Origin of the sequence: Heliorestis convoluta, assembly GCF_009649955.1 — a bacterium.
In the GTDB taxonomy this organism is placed as follows: Bacteria; Bacillota; Desulfitobacteriia; order Heliobacteriales; family Heliobacteriaceae; genus Heliorestis; species Heliorestis convoluta.
Genome location: NZ_CP045875.1, coordinates 827,424 through 842,573, shown reverse-complemented (window position 1 = coordinate 842,573; position 15,150 = coordinate 827,424). Strand labels below are relative to the sequence as shown.

At 43.1% G+C, this 15,150-nt stretch carries 13 protein-coding genes, 1 tRNA gene and 1 other RNA gene; 6 read left to right on the top strand and 9 right to left on the bottom strand.

Annotated elements, in window-relative coordinates; translation table 11 throughout:
• The first annotated feature begins 129 nt into the window (after positions 1-129).
• Entirely contained in the window at positions 130-1,578 is a 1,449-nt protein-coding gene (locus tag FTV88_RS03935; protein WP_243137291.1) for an MFS transporter, read from the top strand.
• Here FTV88_RS03935 and FTV88_RS03930 read toward each other — a convergent pair.
• The 4 genes from FTV88_RS03930 to FTV88_RS03915 all read right to left on the bottom strand — a co-directional run bounded on the left by FTV88_RS03930 (position 1,570) and on the right by FTV88_RS03915 (position 4,530).
• A complete protein-coding gene (locus FTV88_RS03930) occupies positions 1,570-2,028 on the bottom strand; it encodes a DUF441 domain-containing protein (protein WP_153724490.1) in 459 nt (152 codons plus the stop codon). The two genes, FTV88_RS03935 and FTV88_RS03930, sit on opposite strands and share 9 nt — an antisense overlap.
• A 45-nt stretch (positions 2,029-2,073) precedes the next feature.
• On the bottom strand, positions 2,074-2,832 hold the full coding sequence (locus FTV88_RS03925; RefSeq protein ID WP_162007887.1) for a 2-phosphosulfolactate phosphatase: 759 nt from the start codon (positions 2,830-2,832) through the stop codon (positions 2,074-2,076).
• Positions 2,833-2,897: 65 nt separating this feature from the next.
• Positions 2,898-3,737, bottom strand: coding sequence for a phosphosulfolactate synthase (gene comA, locus FTV88_RS03920; protein ID WP_153724488.1), 840 nt, complete (start codon positions 3,735-3,737; stop codon positions 2,898-2,900).
• Positions 3,738-3,894: 157 nt separating this feature from the next.
• Positions 3,895-4,530, bottom strand: coding sequence for a CBS and ACT domain-containing protein (locus tag FTV88_RS03915; protein WP_153724487.1), 636 nt, complete (start codon positions 4,528-4,530; stop codon positions 3,895-3,897).
• Positions 4,531-5,136: 606 nt separating this feature from the next.
• On the opposite strand from FTV88_RS03915, the gene FTV88_RS03910 reads away from it, so the two are divergent.
• The 4 genes from FTV88_RS03910 to FTV88_RS03895 are packed head-to-tail and all read left to right on the top strand — an operon-like array spanning position 5,137 to position 8,031.
• The gene (locus tag FTV88_RS03910; protein WP_153724486.1) at positions 5,137-5,493 is read left to right on the top strand and encodes an ArsR/SmtB family transcription factor; all 357 of its coding nucleotides are present in this window, start codon (positions 5,137-5,139) and stop codon (positions 5,491-5,493) included.
• Entirely contained in the window at positions 5,490-5,768 is a 279-nt protein-coding gene (locus FTV88_RS03905) for a hypothetical protein (RefSeq protein WP_153724485.1), read from the top strand. The genes FTV88_RS03910 and FTV88_RS03905 overlap by 4 nt, the downstream gene beginning before the upstream one ends.
• Positions 5,769-5,803: 35 nt before the next feature.
• Positions 5,804-6,646 carry an undecaprenyl-diphosphate phosphatase gene (locus tag FTV88_RS03900; RefSeq protein ID WP_243137289.1) on the top strand — a complete coding sequence of 281 codons (843 nt, stop codon included), beginning with the start codon at positions 5,804-5,806 and terminating at the stop codon, positions 6,644-6,646.
• A gap of 59 nt (positions 6,647-6,705) precedes the next feature.
• Positions 6,706-8,031: a hemolysin family protein gene (locus FTV88_RS03895; RefSeq protein WP_153724484.1), complete on the top strand. Its 1,326-nt coding sequence runs from the start codon at positions 6,706-6,708 to the stop codon at positions 8,029-8,031.
• A gap of 193 nt (positions 8,032-8,224) precedes the next feature.
• Here the strand turns inward: FTV88_RS03895 and FTV88_RS03890 are convergent.
• Positions 8,225-8,322 (bottom strand) — tRNA-Sec (locus FTV88_RS03890).
• A 157-nt stretch (positions 8,323-8,479) separates the two neighbouring features.
• Here FTV88_RS03890 and ssrS point away from each other — a divergent pair.
• A non-coding RNA gene (gene ssrS / locus FTV88_RS03885) (6S RNA) lies at positions 8,480-8,659 on the top strand.
• Positions 8,660-8,681: 22 nt separating this feature from the next.
• Here the strand turns inward: ssrS and spoIIR are convergent.
• The 4 genes from spoIIR to FTV88_RS03865 form a co-directional block, all read right to left on the bottom strand.
• Positions 8,682-9,338 carry a stage II sporulation protein R gene (spoIIR, locus tag FTV88_RS03880; RefSeq protein WP_153724483.1) on the bottom strand — a complete coding sequence of 219 codons (657 nt, stop codon included), beginning with the start codon at positions 9,336-9,338 and terminating at the stop codon, positions 8,682-8,684.
• Positions 9,339-9,496: 158 nt separating this feature from the next.
• A complete protein-coding gene (locus FTV88_RS03875; RefSeq protein WP_153724482.1) occupies positions 9,497-11,860 on the bottom strand; it encodes a DUF4855 domain-containing protein in 2,364 nt (787 codons plus the stop codon).
• Positions 11,861-11,902: 42 nt separating this feature from the next.
• Positions 11,903-13,876 carry a molybdopterin biosynthesis protein gene (locus FTV88_RS03870; protein WP_153724481.1) on the bottom strand — a complete coding sequence of 658 codons (1,974 nt, stop codon included), beginning with the start codon at positions 13,874-13,876 and terminating at the stop codon, positions 11,903-11,905.
• Between the two features lie 27 nt (positions 13,877-13,903).
• Complete coding sequence (locus tag FTV88_RS03865) at positions 13,904-15,139, bottom strand: molybdopterin molybdotransferase MoeA (protein ID WP_153724480.1); 1,236 nt, start codon at positions 15,137-15,139, stop codon at positions 13,904-13,906.
• Positions 15,140-15,150: the final 11 nt, after the last annotated feature.

Genomic DNA, 15,150 nt, shown 5'->3' with positions numbered 1-15,150 from the left:
CCCCGGCTCTGCAGGAGCTTTTTTTAATGGATCAAGACAAGCAAGAGAACATAGGACTCGCGCCTTTGGGGAAGAATGAGCAGGTAAAAAATGAAACTACAAAAGATAGAATGACAGGAGGCCTTCCCCATGGACCAGTCAAAAAAGGCCTTAGAAGATAGTGCCGAGGCCGGGAAAAAAGAGTGGGCTGGAACTGTTAAAACACCGGCTCCAGCAGAAACGACAGGCTCGGAATATGCCGGAACGGAATTTGCCAGTGAATGGGCAGGATCTCTCAAAGAACCTTTTCCTGCAGGCCCTTTTAGCTCTACCGCAGGCAGTGATGATGGCAGCAAAGGTAGTGCTTCCGGTGAAAGTACGGTTGCTACATCCCCTTCTAACTGGGTTCTTCTTGCCTTAGCAGGTGTTCCTCTCATTATGGTGCTTGGCAATTCTATGTTAATTCCTGCTTTTCCTCAGATTCGCGAAGCCATGGGGATCACGCCATTACAGGTCGGTCTGTTGATTACTTTTTTCTCCATCCCTGCTGGTTTAGCGATTCCTTTCGTTGGTTTTTTGTCTGACCGTATGGAACGAAAAAAAATTATTGTGCCTGCCTTGCTCATTTACGGCTTGGGCGGACTTATTTCCGGTTTGTCACCAGTGCTTTTTGGAAATTCTTATACTGTTATGTTGGCCGGTAGAATTATACAGGGCTTAGGGGCTGCTGGTACGGCTCCGCTGGCTATGGCACTTGTTGGTGATCTTTATCAAAGTAAAGCTCGTAATAAAGCTCTTGGTGTTTTAGAAGCAACCAATGGCATGGGCAAGGTGATTAGCCCTATCCTAGGTTCTTTGCTTGTACTATTTATCTGGTGGTCCATATTTTACGTTTATGCTGCTTTAGCCATTCCAGTGGCTCTTGCTGTTGCTTTCTTGGTCAAAGAGTCAAAAAAAGAAAAAGCAGCACAGGGTAAAAGCCTGTCCGCTTATTTCTCTGGTGTATTCAGTCTTTTCAAGAAGAAAGCATCTACTTTATTGGTCGCTTTTTTTGGCGGCATGCTCGCTCTTTTTACGCTTTTCGGTGTATTGGCCTATCTTTCTGATGCTCTAGAAGCCACCTATGGTTTACAAGGTGTGCAAAAAGGCCTCGTTCTAGCCCTTCCTGTTCTAGCATCTGCTTCGACAGCTCTCGGTACTGGCTTTTTGTTACAGAAAAAACCCAACTTTTTAAAGACGGCCATATTGATCGGCTTAGCTCTTTTTTCCATATCACTTGTTCTTTCTGCTCTATTTCAGACCATTCCTGCTGTTTTGGCTTTGCTTGCTGTGCTCGGACTCGGTGTGGGACTGTTGCTCCCAGGGTTGAATACGATTGTTACTTCGTCAGCACCGGAAGAAGAGCGCGGTGCTATGACAGCTTTTTATGGTGGTGTACGCTTTATTGGTGTTGCCCTAGGTCCGCCTGTTTTTAGCTTGCTGGAGCGTGGTGGTCCGGTGATGCTCTATGCGCCCTGGGCTGTCGTCGGGGCAATTACTCTTTTTCTTGCTTGGCGCTACCTGCAACCTCCTAAGAGTCAGGCGACAGGCTCAGCTTAAAAAATAGCGGTAGATGGATAAAGCAAGGGCTGTGAGACCGCCTGCCATCAAGGGTCCTACAGGTATGCCACCGAAGAATACGATGCCTAGCAAAGATCCTACAATCATCCCTACAATAATTTGAGGCTCGCCGTGCAATAGGGCAATGCCGTGCTTGTTCAGGTTGGTGGCAATAACACCACCCGCTATAGCTATCAGACCAGGTACTGACACAAAAGTCTGGACCACATCTTTAAAGCCTACTTTTCCTGTAGCAAAAGGGGCTAACATGGCCAGTGTTAACATGAATAGTCCTACGTTGACACCGTGTCGCTCTGCCCAGTGTAACCAACCATGCCAGCCCATGAGATGCAGTACGAGGATGGCCACCGTGGCCATGACAGTCAGTGGCGATCTTGCTAAGATACCAATGAGAATAACGATAAGAAGTAGCAGAGTTCCCCCATTCAAGGGTACCTCCTCCTCTCAGGAGGGTTGTCTGCTACTATGCTTATGCTAGAGCTTTTTTTCCATGCCAATGTTTTCCCCTCTGTTAAGAAGACGAATTCTAGACAGACTCAGTTGCGGTATGATCGGGTAAATATCTTCTCGCAGGCAGAAGTTAAGATCTTGTTCATAGCCTTGTTCAATCAAGCGTTGACCATGATCAGTTAGCTTCATAAGTTCCAACAATTGATCTTTGTTCAACTGGTATAGTTGAAGCGCTGCAATGGCCATTTCGTCGCCTTCGATTTCACCTTCCTTTTCTGATAAGTGATAAATAATTTTCCCAGCTGTAATCGTGTCTTCTAAACAAAAGTGACCTTGTGTGCCAGAACAAAGCAGGATGACTTGTGCCGGATCTATATGGCTGATATAGTCAGCAATGGCGCGACCGTTTAACAAGGAAGCTACGAGGACTTCTGAGGCTTCTGATGTTTTTTGTAATGCTACGGTACCGTTGGTTGTAACTAGAAAAAGATTTTTTCCTTTTATGGCTTCTTCTTCGTATTCTAACGGTGAGTTGCCATAATTAAAGTGAGCAAAACGGTAGCCTCTATACTCCCCTCCCAGAACCACTTCTTCTTTGGACCAACTGGATGATAATATTTTGGCCTCGTTGGTTGTCGACACAGGAAAGATCTGGCGACAACCATGTGCCAGCGCTGTCACAATTGTTGATGTGGCTCGTAGTGTATCTATTACGACGACTTTTTTATTTTTTAGATCCTTTTTTTTTACATCCTGGTGGGTGGCGTAGATACGAATATACAAAAGGGTCCCCTCCAGGTTTGATTGGTAGAGAAAAAGCAGTGCTCTTTCCTTTTATTAGACAGGTTTTATATTATTTGTGTATTCGGATGAATTTCTTCTTGCCAGCTTCGTCCTGTTAATGCTTGTCGCAATGTATCAGAGCGCAGGCCACGACGCAGCGATTCCAGGGCAATCACTTCGTTGGAAGGAATATTTCCTAGATTAACATTCGGTCCAAAAGTTTCTATCAGATATTGTTGTTGATCTTTTAGGGGTGCTTCCCAGATCAATTGATCAAGTGATGGCAATGATTCTATGAGCATCTTCATGTCTTCTTCTTTTACAGTGCCTGATTCATCGTAGAGGTTTACGTCTTTGCCTGATTCTCGTCCTTCTACGATAACGTATGAAGCACCGTCGCTGGTATCTTCGAGAACTTGTTGAATTAAAGCCGGCAAGGCCAAGTGTTTTTTGGGATCTTTTTTCCCCACTTCTGTGAGTACTTTAAAATCTTGTTCAACGGCTTTATGAATTAAGGTTCTACGTTCTCGTGAAGAGAGATGGATGGTACCGTCGGAGATCTCAACCCATTGAATGCCGTGAGAGCGCAACGTGTATAAGAATTCATCAAATAGTCCTTGCCAGTAAGCCAATTCTGTTAAGGTACCGCCTGTGTAAAGCTCTACTCCATAGCGACGGGCCATAATTACTTTCTGCGCTAGCATTTCACTTCGATATAAAGCAGCCGATCCAAAGCCGAGCTTGATAAAATCAATATATTCTCCTGCTATTTCTAATAAATCTTGAAAATTATTCATACCCATGCCCTTGTCAAATACCATGGTAATGCCGTGAGAGCGAGGTTTTTCACAACGGGGGCCGATAGGCCAGGCTGCAAGAGGAGGCCACCAGAATTTCTTTTCCATTGTTTCACCATCCTTGTTAAGTATGGGAAATCTAGTCACCCATAGATTATGGGAAAAGAAAATTTAGGTGTCTGTTCATTGTGAAAAAAAGACATAGAAAAAGCCAGTTCACCTTTATCGAGTAGGCAGACTGGCTTTTTGCTTTACTTGTGCTTTATTATGCTTCAATCAACGACTGAATTTGAAAGCCTCCTTGGCGCAGTGCTTCTTCAAGCACTTCTTTGTCTTTGCTAGATTCTTCTAGCCTTAAGACGAGAGAAGCTTTACCATTCGTTCCGGCAAAATTAACGATACTAGAAATATTGCCGTATTGTTTTACGATTTCTGTGAGTTTGGCTAGCTCACCAGGGTGGTTGTTAATAACAACGTTAAGACGCAAGCCTTTGCGGGAAATACCCATGACGTGGAGAAAAGTATCAAGAATGTCTGTACCAGAGATCATGCCGACAATGCGATTATTTTTTAGTACTGGCATACCACCAATTTTATGTTTCCGTAGCAAAAGCGCTGCTTCTTCAAGGAGTGCGTCAGATTGTACGGTAATGACTTCATTAGACATAATCTGATATAAAAAGGTGCTTGAACTGAGTAGATGCATTTCATAGGTCGTCATGGTCCCTGGTGGGGTCGCTCTCAAGATGTCGCTTTTCGTTACGATACCGACAAGATCGTCTTTTTCCATGACAGGCAATCGACGAATATTATGGTTGTGCATGAGGGCCATTGCGTCAGCCAAAGTACTATCTGATTGTATGGTAATCGGCCTTTTGTTCATCCAATCCCGAACGAGCAAGGATAGGTGCCTCCCTTCAAATTCGGAGCCTAAGAGTATGTCTGCACTTTCTCATGAAATGAGGCAAAGAAATCCCGTAAGCAGTTTTGTAACCTTACTCATAGTCTTGTGTAAAAATGTAGTCATAGTTTTGCGCGATCATTTCTGAGAATTTTACAACTATAGTCTATCATGTTCATATTGTGAAAGCAATAATGCGACTCTTGGAAGAAGGAGGTTTAATTCCAAAAACTTGGTCGGCGAGGCGCGTAGGAGCCTTTAGCGGCAGCAAGCTGCCGATGGCTGAGGTCTGAAGTCCTCTCTCCAGGAAGTCATAACGCCTGACCCAGATACATCTTGCTGGTTGTGACTGAGTCATTGGGAAATAAAGGAGGTTACGCAAAGCAATGCCAACGGGAACGAAGTAATGGTGAGCAGTTCACATGATTATCAATTCAGCAAGTTTGACGACAGAGTGAATCAGCGAAAGCACTTAAAAAAGGATTGCACCTGTAATAAAATTGTTACACGTGTAATCTTTTTCTTTGTTTGTATAGACATTTTACATTTTTCATTTAGCTAGGATGAGGTGGGTGATAGGTAATTAATGAAAAAAACATCAATCTAATGTTACCTTCTGGCAATGAACTACTGAAAGTACTAGATGCAATAGCAAACCCCTATCGCTTGAAAATTATTGCTTTACTACATGGAAGATCTATCCATGTAAGCCAACTGGCCCGTGAGGTTATGATTAGTAGACCTTTACTATACATGCATTTGAAAAAACTCGAGTCAGCCGGATTGGTAAGTAGCACCATGAAATTATCGGATAATGGGAAAGCTATGAGATTTTATGAGCTAACATCTTTTTCACTGCAGATAAGCCCAGAGAGCATTGCTGAGGCGGTAAAAACACTGACCCTTAAGAAAACTGTTCCTACCGTATTAGATCCCGATACTAAAAAGGAGGATGACAAATGAGTGAAGAAATTTTTGGAATGGTTTTTGTGCTTATCCTTTTTTCGCTAATTACCATTGTTATTGCTGTTGCCATAACGCAAGCACTTAAAACTGCACGAGCTAAAACATCGAATATGGCTGAATTTGCTAGAGATGAGGCTTATCGTAAACTTGCCGAAGAAGTTGTCTCGGTGCAAAGAAAGATGAGCGAAGATCAGGAAAAGATAGTTAAAGATCTCTCCGAAATGAAAGTACGTATCAATGCCATTGAGAAGATGCTTCGTGAGGTAGACTAAAGTCTACGTTTTTATGAAAAACATTATGATTGTGAGTGAGTCCCATATCTAATGAACTGATTTTGTTTTTTCTACTTGGCCTTTTGCAAGGCATTACAGAGCCCCTTCCCATTTCATCAAGCGGACATTTAATGATCGCTCAAGAACTGTTAGGTATTTCTGTAGGGGAGCCTCACAAACAACTTGCCTTTGCAACGCTTGTCAATGCAGCATCTTTGCTATCTGTGCTACTTATTTATCGTAGTGATATCTTTCGATTGGCGATAAATTCCACTGTCTACCTTTACAATAAATCACCCGACCTAAAAAGTGACTTTGATTATGTAAAACTGCTACTTATTGCGACCATTCCAGCGGGAGTTCTTGGGTTGCTGTTAAAAGATATCTTAGAAGGCCATCTTGAAAATATTATTGTTGTTGGAATCGCTTTGATTGTCACCGGTATTTTTCTGTGGTTGATTCAGAACTTAGTTGGGAAAAAGAAAGACAATCAAATCTCCGTCATCGATGCCATCATCATTGGATTGGCTCAATCGGTTGCTTTGATTCCTGGTATTAGTCGTTCAGGTGCTACCGTTGTTGCCGCTATGTTCAAAGGTTTCACCCGTGAATCAGCCTTGCGCTTTTCTTTCCTTTTGTATATTCCTGTGAGTATCGGTGCGGTGATTCTTCAAATTGATACACTAGGCGATATTCTTTCTGAAAGCTCGTCCATGCTGCTCCCCTATATTATTGCTTTTCTATCTTCTTTTATTGCTTCTTACCTGGCCTTGAAATGGTTTATTAATGTTATGAAAAAAGGTAAGCTCCTTTACTTTTCCATATACTGCTTTGTTGTTGGCCCCTTCGTCATTCTCTTCAAGTACATACTCCCATAGGTCCTGAGAAATAATACCGAGTATTGTATAATGCTTGCGACCTCGGGGGTTGACGAACAATGCCAGAGCTTGGTGTGGGCTTCAAACTTTTTCTTGTGTTTTTACTCATTGCCGCGACAGCTTTTTTTGTAGCGGCTGAGTTTGCTGTCGTAAAAGTCAGAGATTCTCGGATTCAACAATTAATTAATGAGGGCAACAAAAAAGCATTAAATGCAAAAAAAGTCACCAGCAATCTTGATGAATACTTATCGGCTTGTCAACTTGGTATCACTTTAACAGCATTAGGACTTGGTTGGTTAGGCAAACCTGCTGTTGCTGTTTTATTTTATCCTCTTCTAGCACAGCTACAACTAACGCAAGGTACGATTTCAGCTATTTCTTTTGTTGTTGGCTTTTCAATTATCTCATTTCTTCATGTTGTTGTAGGAGAATTGGCTCCAAAAACATTGGCCATTCAACGAGCAGAGAAAGTCACATTATGGTTATCGGGTCCTTTGATCCTATTTTATAAAGCATTGTATCCCTTTATCTGGGTCTTAAATGGCTCGGCAAGAATTCTTGTTCGTGCCCTGGGACTTCGCAACATATCGGAGCATAGTGAAAGTCACTCAGAAGAAGAAATCCGTATGATTATGTTGCAAAGCCATCAAAGTGGTGAGATTAACCAGACTGAACTGGACTTTACCAACAATGTTTTTTTGATGACGGAGAAAGTAGTTACGGAAATCATGATTCCTCGACCCGATATGGTCTGTCTGTACACAAATCTTTCATTTGAAGAAAATCTGAAAATCGTTCAATCAGAAAAGTATGGGCGCTATCCAGTATGTGAGGGCGATAAAGACCATGTTGTCGGTTATATTCACACAAAAGACTTACTCGATCTTTGCGTAGATAAAAGCAGAAGCCCTTCTCTACTGGAGTTGATTCGGAAGCCTCTATTGGTCTATGAATTTACGCCTCTTATAGATATCATGAAAAAAATGCAGAAAGAACGAACTCAGATTGCTATCGTCTTAGATGAATATGCCGGCACGGCAGGCCTTGTTACGATTGAAGATATTCTTGAGGAAATTGTTGGTGAAATACAAGATGAATATGATCAAGATTATTCACCTATTACGAAACTTCAACCGGGGCATTATTTGGTAGATGGACGAGTTTCTCTTGCAGATATAGCGCAGGAGTTGGGCATATATTTGGAATCAGAAGACGTCTACACCATCGGTGGATGGTTTATGGCTCATATGCAAGGCCCCTTAACTGAAGGAACTTCATTTGAGTATAAGAATAATAAATTTACAGTCACAGAAACGAAGTCAAATCGAGTTATGAAAATTGAAATAAAAGAAATTAGCGAGAACGTTAACATTGATGTGCCTTAAGTCGTTGCCATAACTAAGTTCCCGGAGTCAAAAGCTTTTTGCCGCTATCTTTATTGCTCAATGATCAAAAAAGCCCCCCTCATAAAGAATGAGAGAAGCTTTCTCACGTTTTTCGATTGGAAGCATAACCTTGCTAAACCGGCAAACTCATGGGTAAAGTAACAACTTTGCAGATCTAGCGGAATTTTAATAATGGCGGGAGTGTGTAGGAATCGAACCTACCGCGCCCGGGGTTGCCGCGCGCCACGTGGGTTTGAAGCCCAGGAAGCCCACCAGGACCTATGCACTCCCGTGGTGTTTTACGTCTTATATATAATACCATTTTGTTAAATAAAAATAAATAAAAATGAAATCCATTTATTAAAATTTATTCCATTTTTATTGCCAATCATAAACATGTAGACTTTTTAATTTTTTTCGTTTATAATCCTATATGTCGGTGGTTACCGACGCCCTGCGGGGTTCGTTGCTTTTTAATGTTTTCAATCGATATTGTATAAACGGGAGCTTTTGTTCATATAGGTGCTGCCGGGCCTGTTTAACAGGAGGGCAAATCCCTATAGACGAAGCACCCACCTGAGAGCATCAGGTTAGAAAACGTTACAGTGACGGCCTGCGTGGGACTACATAATAGTACAAAAACATCCAAGTCATGATGGCTTGGATGTTTTTTTTATTTTCTCTATGAGTGACCGGATCCAGTCCCAAAATTTCGAGCGCACTTCAATGGTTTGTTCTTCCTTAGGGCTTGCCTGTGATAGAGTCGACTTTTGTTCTATGTTATCCTGGCTTTCTGTTTTTTGTGTACCTATTCTATCGTTTAAGCAAAGAGGTGGATAAAGTACGCACCACCAGTTGTCTCCCTGGCCTGTACCGATGAGAATGCGCAAAGCTTCGTATTCGCCGGCTGGTGCACTGAGATGTCCATATACTTTTTTGGGGAAGTGAAAACGACCTACTTCTGCTGCTGCGCTATAGCTATATCCTTCTTCTTGAATGCGCTTTTTTGCTATCTCTGTGATTTCATCAAGGTGGGCTTGTACTTTTTCGCGAGCTTCTTCTATAGAGTGACTCTCTGCTAGCAATGGGTCTATATAGGTTATTATGTCATCACGAACTTGTAGTTTAAGGTTTTGATCGTGCTCTTCATTCGAGGGAGCCACTACATGCAAACGCAGTAGTGGCAAGGGGTCTTCTGTTCGAGCTTCTATATGCGGCAGATAGTAAGCTACGGTTAGACAGAAGAGAAGTAAAAGGGTGGAGAGGGTTAGGAGCCGGAAGGTAGGAGCAATTTGTTGCGACAACAAGGTGCTTCCTCCTTCGCAAGATTTTTTTCTTACGGGAGTAGTCTTGCCTTGTTGTTGCTTTGCTTAAACCTCTTGTTTGGAAAAATTTTACTAAGGTAATGGGGGCAATTGTGCCCCTGTTCAGTTGAGCATATCGTGCTAGCTTTTTTATTTATCTTTTATCCACCGATAGGCTGGTGATAGATTCGATGTACCTCTGAATTACCGCTATACATAGCCCGTAGTAAGTTTTTTGAACCATAGTAATAGGCGTAAGACATGTGATCTTCTCTTGGCCATTTCAGATAGTCTAGATAACGTTGTTGAAAATCAGGATAATTCATAAAACGTTCGTCGCCTTCCAGTTCCAAGCCAATGCCAAGGTGATTGGCAATTTTCCTAGCGTTTTCTAGTCGTTCGGTTGTAGTATTACTTACAAAATAATAGTTCGGTTGTAAGTAGACTTGGTCAAAACCAAGAACAAGCCAATCTTTTAAGCCAGCTGCTTCATAATAGGGTATCCAGTAAAAGAGTCGATTCTCAAAGCGCAAGATAGAAGCGATTTCGCGAATTAACGTAGCATCGTCCTTGTTATATATAGCTTCACCTTCCCAATAAAATCCAACTAGTTCAAGATGGTCGAAGTCTGCTTCTTGCCATCTTTTTTCTAGTTCTTTTTTGTACCAGAACAAGGCCTCTCTTCGTTCCTCATAGCTTTTCCAAGAACCTTGTTGATTGTTGGGATAGGGAAGTGTAAGAACAACTGGGTAAGGATTCTGCAATGTGGATTTGCCCATTTTTTTCCATTGTGAAACGGCATCATTTAATGCATGAAGTTGTCTTTCCGGTGTGAAAAGGTTGTCTAAGTAGCTACGCCAGCTGTCTGGATTAGAAGGAAGATTAACATAGGGAAGAAAAAGCATGCCGTCAAAGAAAGAGTCTACAAATTCTCCATCTGTCGTACGATAGGCGATCATCGGTAAAAAGTCTTCTCGACGCCACTCACTGTTCTGATGAGGTCCTGTGTAGATAAGCAAAAGATCGCGGATGGGGTTACGAAGCCTTTCTCTGTTTGGTCCCTCGACGTATGAAGTGCTCACAGGGGGCGCGCCTTGTGGTACTAAAGTAAGCAAATTTTTCTCAGATTGGGGAGGGGCAATCTCATGAGCTGGTCCTTCTACGCGGAGCCATCGAGCAAAAGTCCATACTTCGACAGGAAAAGAAATGCGTATATATTGTGCCTCTACAGGGGCTGATGTCAGGCTAAAGGTTTTGACAGTGGGACCTCTTTCCTCCGTCTCTTCAGGACCTCTGAGTACTTTCCCAATATAGTTCCAATAGGAGCCATCTTGAGAAATCTCTATCATCATTTCTTGTGGAAGAGTAATTCCTTGATCTTTGTTACCTAAAAATTGTAGTGAAAAACGGCTTACTTTTTTTAACGAACCGAGGTCAACGGTTACTGCTCGACTTTGTTGGCGGTAATAACCTGTCCACGTAGGGCTATAGGAAAGAAGTCCCTGTGTTGGTCCGGGATAGCTTTTTTTCTCTAGTTCTATGTAAGCAGCATCCGTGAAACCGGTGATTTCAACAGTAGAAGCAAGAGGTGTTATTGTCTTCAATGAGGCGAGAGGGTATAAAAGCTCGTCCTCACTTTCATTGATAGGTTCATGGCTGGTAGCTCTAACGGGAATTTGGACAGATTGCAAACCTTGGTTTACTGTTATATACGCAGGTGCAGCTGCCGCCGTTGGTTGAAAAACACCATCATCTCGTAATAAAGCTGTGTATGCTTGATCAATGCCATAGGAAGCTGGATAAGGTGACATTGAGTCGACAAGTTGGATTTGCTGTGGAAAGCCTGCCCTGGCCTGAAGGTAAAGCGGCTCTACTCGAAAAGGTTTTTTTGCGATTTTGAGACGTTGATCATGAACTTTTTGACATAATATTGCTACCTCACCTCGTGAAATCGCTTCCTCAGGACGAAAAAGATTTTCCTCTTGATACATAGTAAACCAATCTAGCGCTGTAAGGCGAGCTACCGCATCTTTTGCATAAGGAGCTATCTTTTCTCGATCCTCCCAGAAAAGAAGCTCTGATACTTCCTGAAAATCTGATACTAGAGAAAGGCTCCTGTCGATTAAAACAGCCCCTTCTTGTCGCGTTAAACTGTGAGAGGATCCAAAAAAATCTTCACTCCTACCTTGAATTATCCCAGTTGCTCGCAGTGCCATCACATAGCCAAAGGCAAAAGAATGAGAAGGCAAATCAGAAAAAACTTCTTCTTCCAAGTAAAGAGGTTGTAATCCTAAAGTTTTTCCTAGAATCACAGCGAACTCTTCCCTTGTTACAGCTCTCTCTGGCTGAAATTCTCCTTCTGCGGTTCCTTTTATAATTCCATGCTCTGCTAAAACTGCAACTGCACGCTCTGCTTTATGACCTTTTAGATCATGAAACTTCACAAGATGAGATTCAGAGGCAGTCGGAAATAACAAGATAAGTGAAAAAATAAAGAAACTAAAATGATAAAATAACTGCTTCATTTTTTCTAAATCTCCTTATTGCTTTTACTTCTCGAGCCTTTCTCACAGCTCGATGATCATACCAGCTTTACTCAGATCATAGCCGCCCATTGCTTCTACATCTCGTCGAAAATCAGGTGACTTTAAGATATGAAGGATCAATTCCATCACTTTGTCATGATCAGAAAAATTTAGAAGCAAATCATATTGCTCTCCTGTACCTTGATGAATATCTGTAACTGGAATAAAATCAAGGCCTAAAGCTTGCGCAGCTGCTTCTAGTCCCAAGCCTGTGTCGGCCGTACCACTGGCTACAGAGGCGGCTACAGCCATATGGGTCCCTACTTCTTTTTCATAGCCTACAATTTGAGAGCTATCGATACCGGCTTTTTTCAACTGATAATCGAGCAGCATTCTTGTTCCTGTTCCTCGCTGGCGATTCACATAGGTGATCTTTTGACCTGTTAGCTTGTCTTGACGCAGTAAATCTTCCAGGCTATAAATTTTCTTTGGATTTCCGGGGAGGACAAGAAGACCTTGCTGGCGCATGGCAAAGTGAACAAGGTGAACCTTTCGTTGGGACAAGTACTTTTGTACATAAGGCACATTGTAGCGCCCTGTTGCTTCATCGAGCAAATGAATTCCAGCAAGGTGGGCTTCTCGATTGCGAATAGCCATAATCCCCCCCAAACTACCTACATTGGCAAAAGATAGGGATAGTTCTGGCTTAAAGCGTCGCATGTAAAAACCTAGTAACTCCAAAGCAGGATCATGGCTGCCAACGGCTAAGATAGTATTCTCAGGCTTTGAAGAGCGCAAAAAAGTTACTGGTACAGAAGCGCCGGCGGCTATTCCAGCACTTGAAGGATCAATGCGTAACAATCCTTGTGCTTTCGTTAAGGATGAAAGCAAGCCTGCACCACGCCCTAAAGGGGCAGCAACGAGTCGACCTTCTACAGAACCAATAGACAATCGCAAGTATTCTTCCAATCCGATGGTTGAAGGCACTTGTCTAGATAAAAAGGCTTCTACCTGAGATTGCTCTGGCTGCGGTAGTTTCTGCCGAGCCAGGACAACAGAACGAACGAAAAGATCCGCTGTTAGCATGGCCGATACAGGATAACCTGGCAAACCGATAACAGGCTTATCCTGACAAATAGCAAGAATTACAGGTTTTCCAGGTTTAATGGCTACACCATGAACAAGAACCTGGCCAAGCTCGGACAAGATCGGAGCCGTGTAATCTTCTCGTCCTGCAGAGGTACCAGCATTTACAACAACCATGTCACAATCCTTTAGAGAAGCAAGGATGGCTTCTTCAATGGCAGCGCGTTGATCTTTTACAATCTCTCTTCTTACAGGATCACCGCCCCATTGTGTAACAGCGGCAGCCAACATGGGCCCATTGACATCGAGAATCTTTCCAGGCTTAAGATCTTGGCGAGAAGCTACTATCTCATCGCCTGTCGGAATAATGGCAACTCTCGGTCGCTTAACCACTTCAATTTCCTCGATACCAGCAGCAAGCAGCGCTGCCATATCAACAGGAGCAATCAAGTGGTGTTCTGGTAATACCACTTCTTTGGCAACAATGTCTTCTCCAATAATGCGTACATGTTGCCATGGCGTCGCTGCTGTAATGACTTCAGCTTGATCGTCTACCCAGTGTACATCTTCAATCATGATGACAGCATTGGTACCCGTAGGAAGAAGATCACCTGTATCTACAACATAGCAGCCGCCTGGCTGAAAAGTCTCGTCAGGTTGCAACAACTGTAACCGCTTCGGTGCCGTCTCCTGGGCGCCGAAACTATCGGGTGCATACAAAGCTATACCATCCATGGCCGCACCGTTATAATGGGGCACTGACTGCTTGGCAAAGATAACGGATGCCGTTACTCTACCTAACGCTTCCGTAACAGCCACTTTTTCACGAGGAAGATTATTAAAATAGCCCACTTCTGTTAGCTTTGTTATCCAAAGCTCTTGTGCTTCTTGACGAGGCAAACAATCTAAGTAAGCTTTTTGCTTTTGCATTTTAGACACCTTTCTTCATTTCATTTTTTATGTCATTACAAGTACATCAACTTTATCACCCTCATATAAGCCGCTTTTTTCAGAAGGAATATGAATTAGGCCATCTGCTTCCGTTAACAAGTGAATCAATCCCGATTTTCCGAATAGGGGTGTGGCCCTATATTGCCCTTCTTGCTTAAAAAGCTTTGCAGGGAAAAAATCATCTCGGCCCGGTGCAGAAGGAATGTTGCGGGTGAGAGAAGCCACAAGGGTATGCCGCGAAGAAGCTTCTTGATGTCCTTGCAGTTGTCGTATTGCCAACTTTACAAGAAGCTCGCATATGGTCATGGCCGCTACAGGGTGACCAGGCAATCCAAATACAGGTACTGACCCCACGATACCGTAAATTGTTGGTTTTCCTGGCTTGATGGCAAGGCCATGAAAGAGCAACTGCGCCTGGTTCATGCCTTTAATGGCTTGTACCGTGTAATCACGGGTGCCTACAGAACTACCACCTGATATGACGACGACATCACTATAAGATAAAGCATCGGCAAGAGCTTTCGAAAAATCTTCATAGCGATCTTTCACAATACCCCAGCGCCGCACTTCACAGCCATAGGCTTCTAGCATGGCAGCAAGTGCATAGGAGTTGGTATCTCGAATCTGACCCACTTCTGCTGTCGCTGTGATATCGACCAATTCATCGCCTGTTGATAAAATAGTTACAAATATTTTTTTTCGTACATTTACAGAAGCCATACCTGCTGCTGCGAGTGCCCCGATGTGAGGCGATGTAATTTTTTGTCCTTCTGCTACAATTGTTGTACCAATAGAAAGATCTTCGCCTTTCATCACAACATTTTCACCGGGTGCAACCATTTTCGTGATCAAAGCCGTTTGATCATCAGGCTGTTCAGAGTGTTCAACCATAACCACAGCATCGGCACCTGGTGGTAACATACCACCTGTCGGTATAATAACAGCTTCTCCTGGCTGCAACGTCATCGATGCAGCCGCACCCATGGAGACCTCTCCTGCCACCAGAAAAAGAGAGGGCGCCGATTCACTAGCGCCGAAAGTGTCAGCACTGCGCACAGCAAAGCCATCAACGGTAGAGCGGCTAAAAGGCGGTAAATTTTCTTGCGCTATGACGTGGGTGGCAGCAATTCGATGAAGAGCCTGGGGAAGATCGACCTTTTCCTGATCGGCCCTGATGTGCCTAAGGCTATGGATGATAGATTCTTTTGCTTTTTCAAAAGAGATCGCTTGAAAAAATTCCATCTTAAAAATTT

Coding starts and splice junctions, on each gene's coding strand:
- FTV88_RS03935 (WP_243137291.1), top strand. CDS start 130: ATGGACCAGTCAAAAAAGGCCTTAGAAGATAGTGCCGAGGCCGGGAAA.
- comA (WP_153724488.1), bottom strand. CDS start 3,737: ATGGAAAAGAAATTCTGGTGGCCTCCTCTTGCAGCCTGGCCTATCGGC.
- FTV88_RS03910 (WP_153724486.1), top strand. CDS start 5,137: ATGTTACCTTCTGGCAATGAACTACTGAAAGTACTAGATGCAATAGCA.
- FTV88_RS03905 (WP_153724485.1), top strand. CDS start 5,490: ATGAGTGAAGAAATTTTTGGAATGGTTTTTGTGCTTATCCTTTTTTCG.
- FTV88_RS03895 (WP_153724484.1), top strand. CDS start 6,706: ATGCCAGAGCTTGGTGTGGGCTTCAAACTTTTTCTTGTGTTTTTACTC.
- FTV88_RS03875 (WP_153724482.1), bottom strand. CDS start 11,860: ATGAAGCAGTTATTTTATCATTTTAGTTTCTTTATTTTTTCACTTATC.
- FTV88_RS03870 (WP_153724481.1), bottom strand. CDS start 13,876: ATGCAAAAGCAAAAAGCTTACTTAGATTGTTTGCCTCGTCAAGAAGCA.
- FTV88_RS03865 (WP_153724480.1), bottom strand. CDS start 15,139: ATGGAATTTTTTCAAGCGATCTCTTTTGAAAAAGCAAAAGAATCTATC.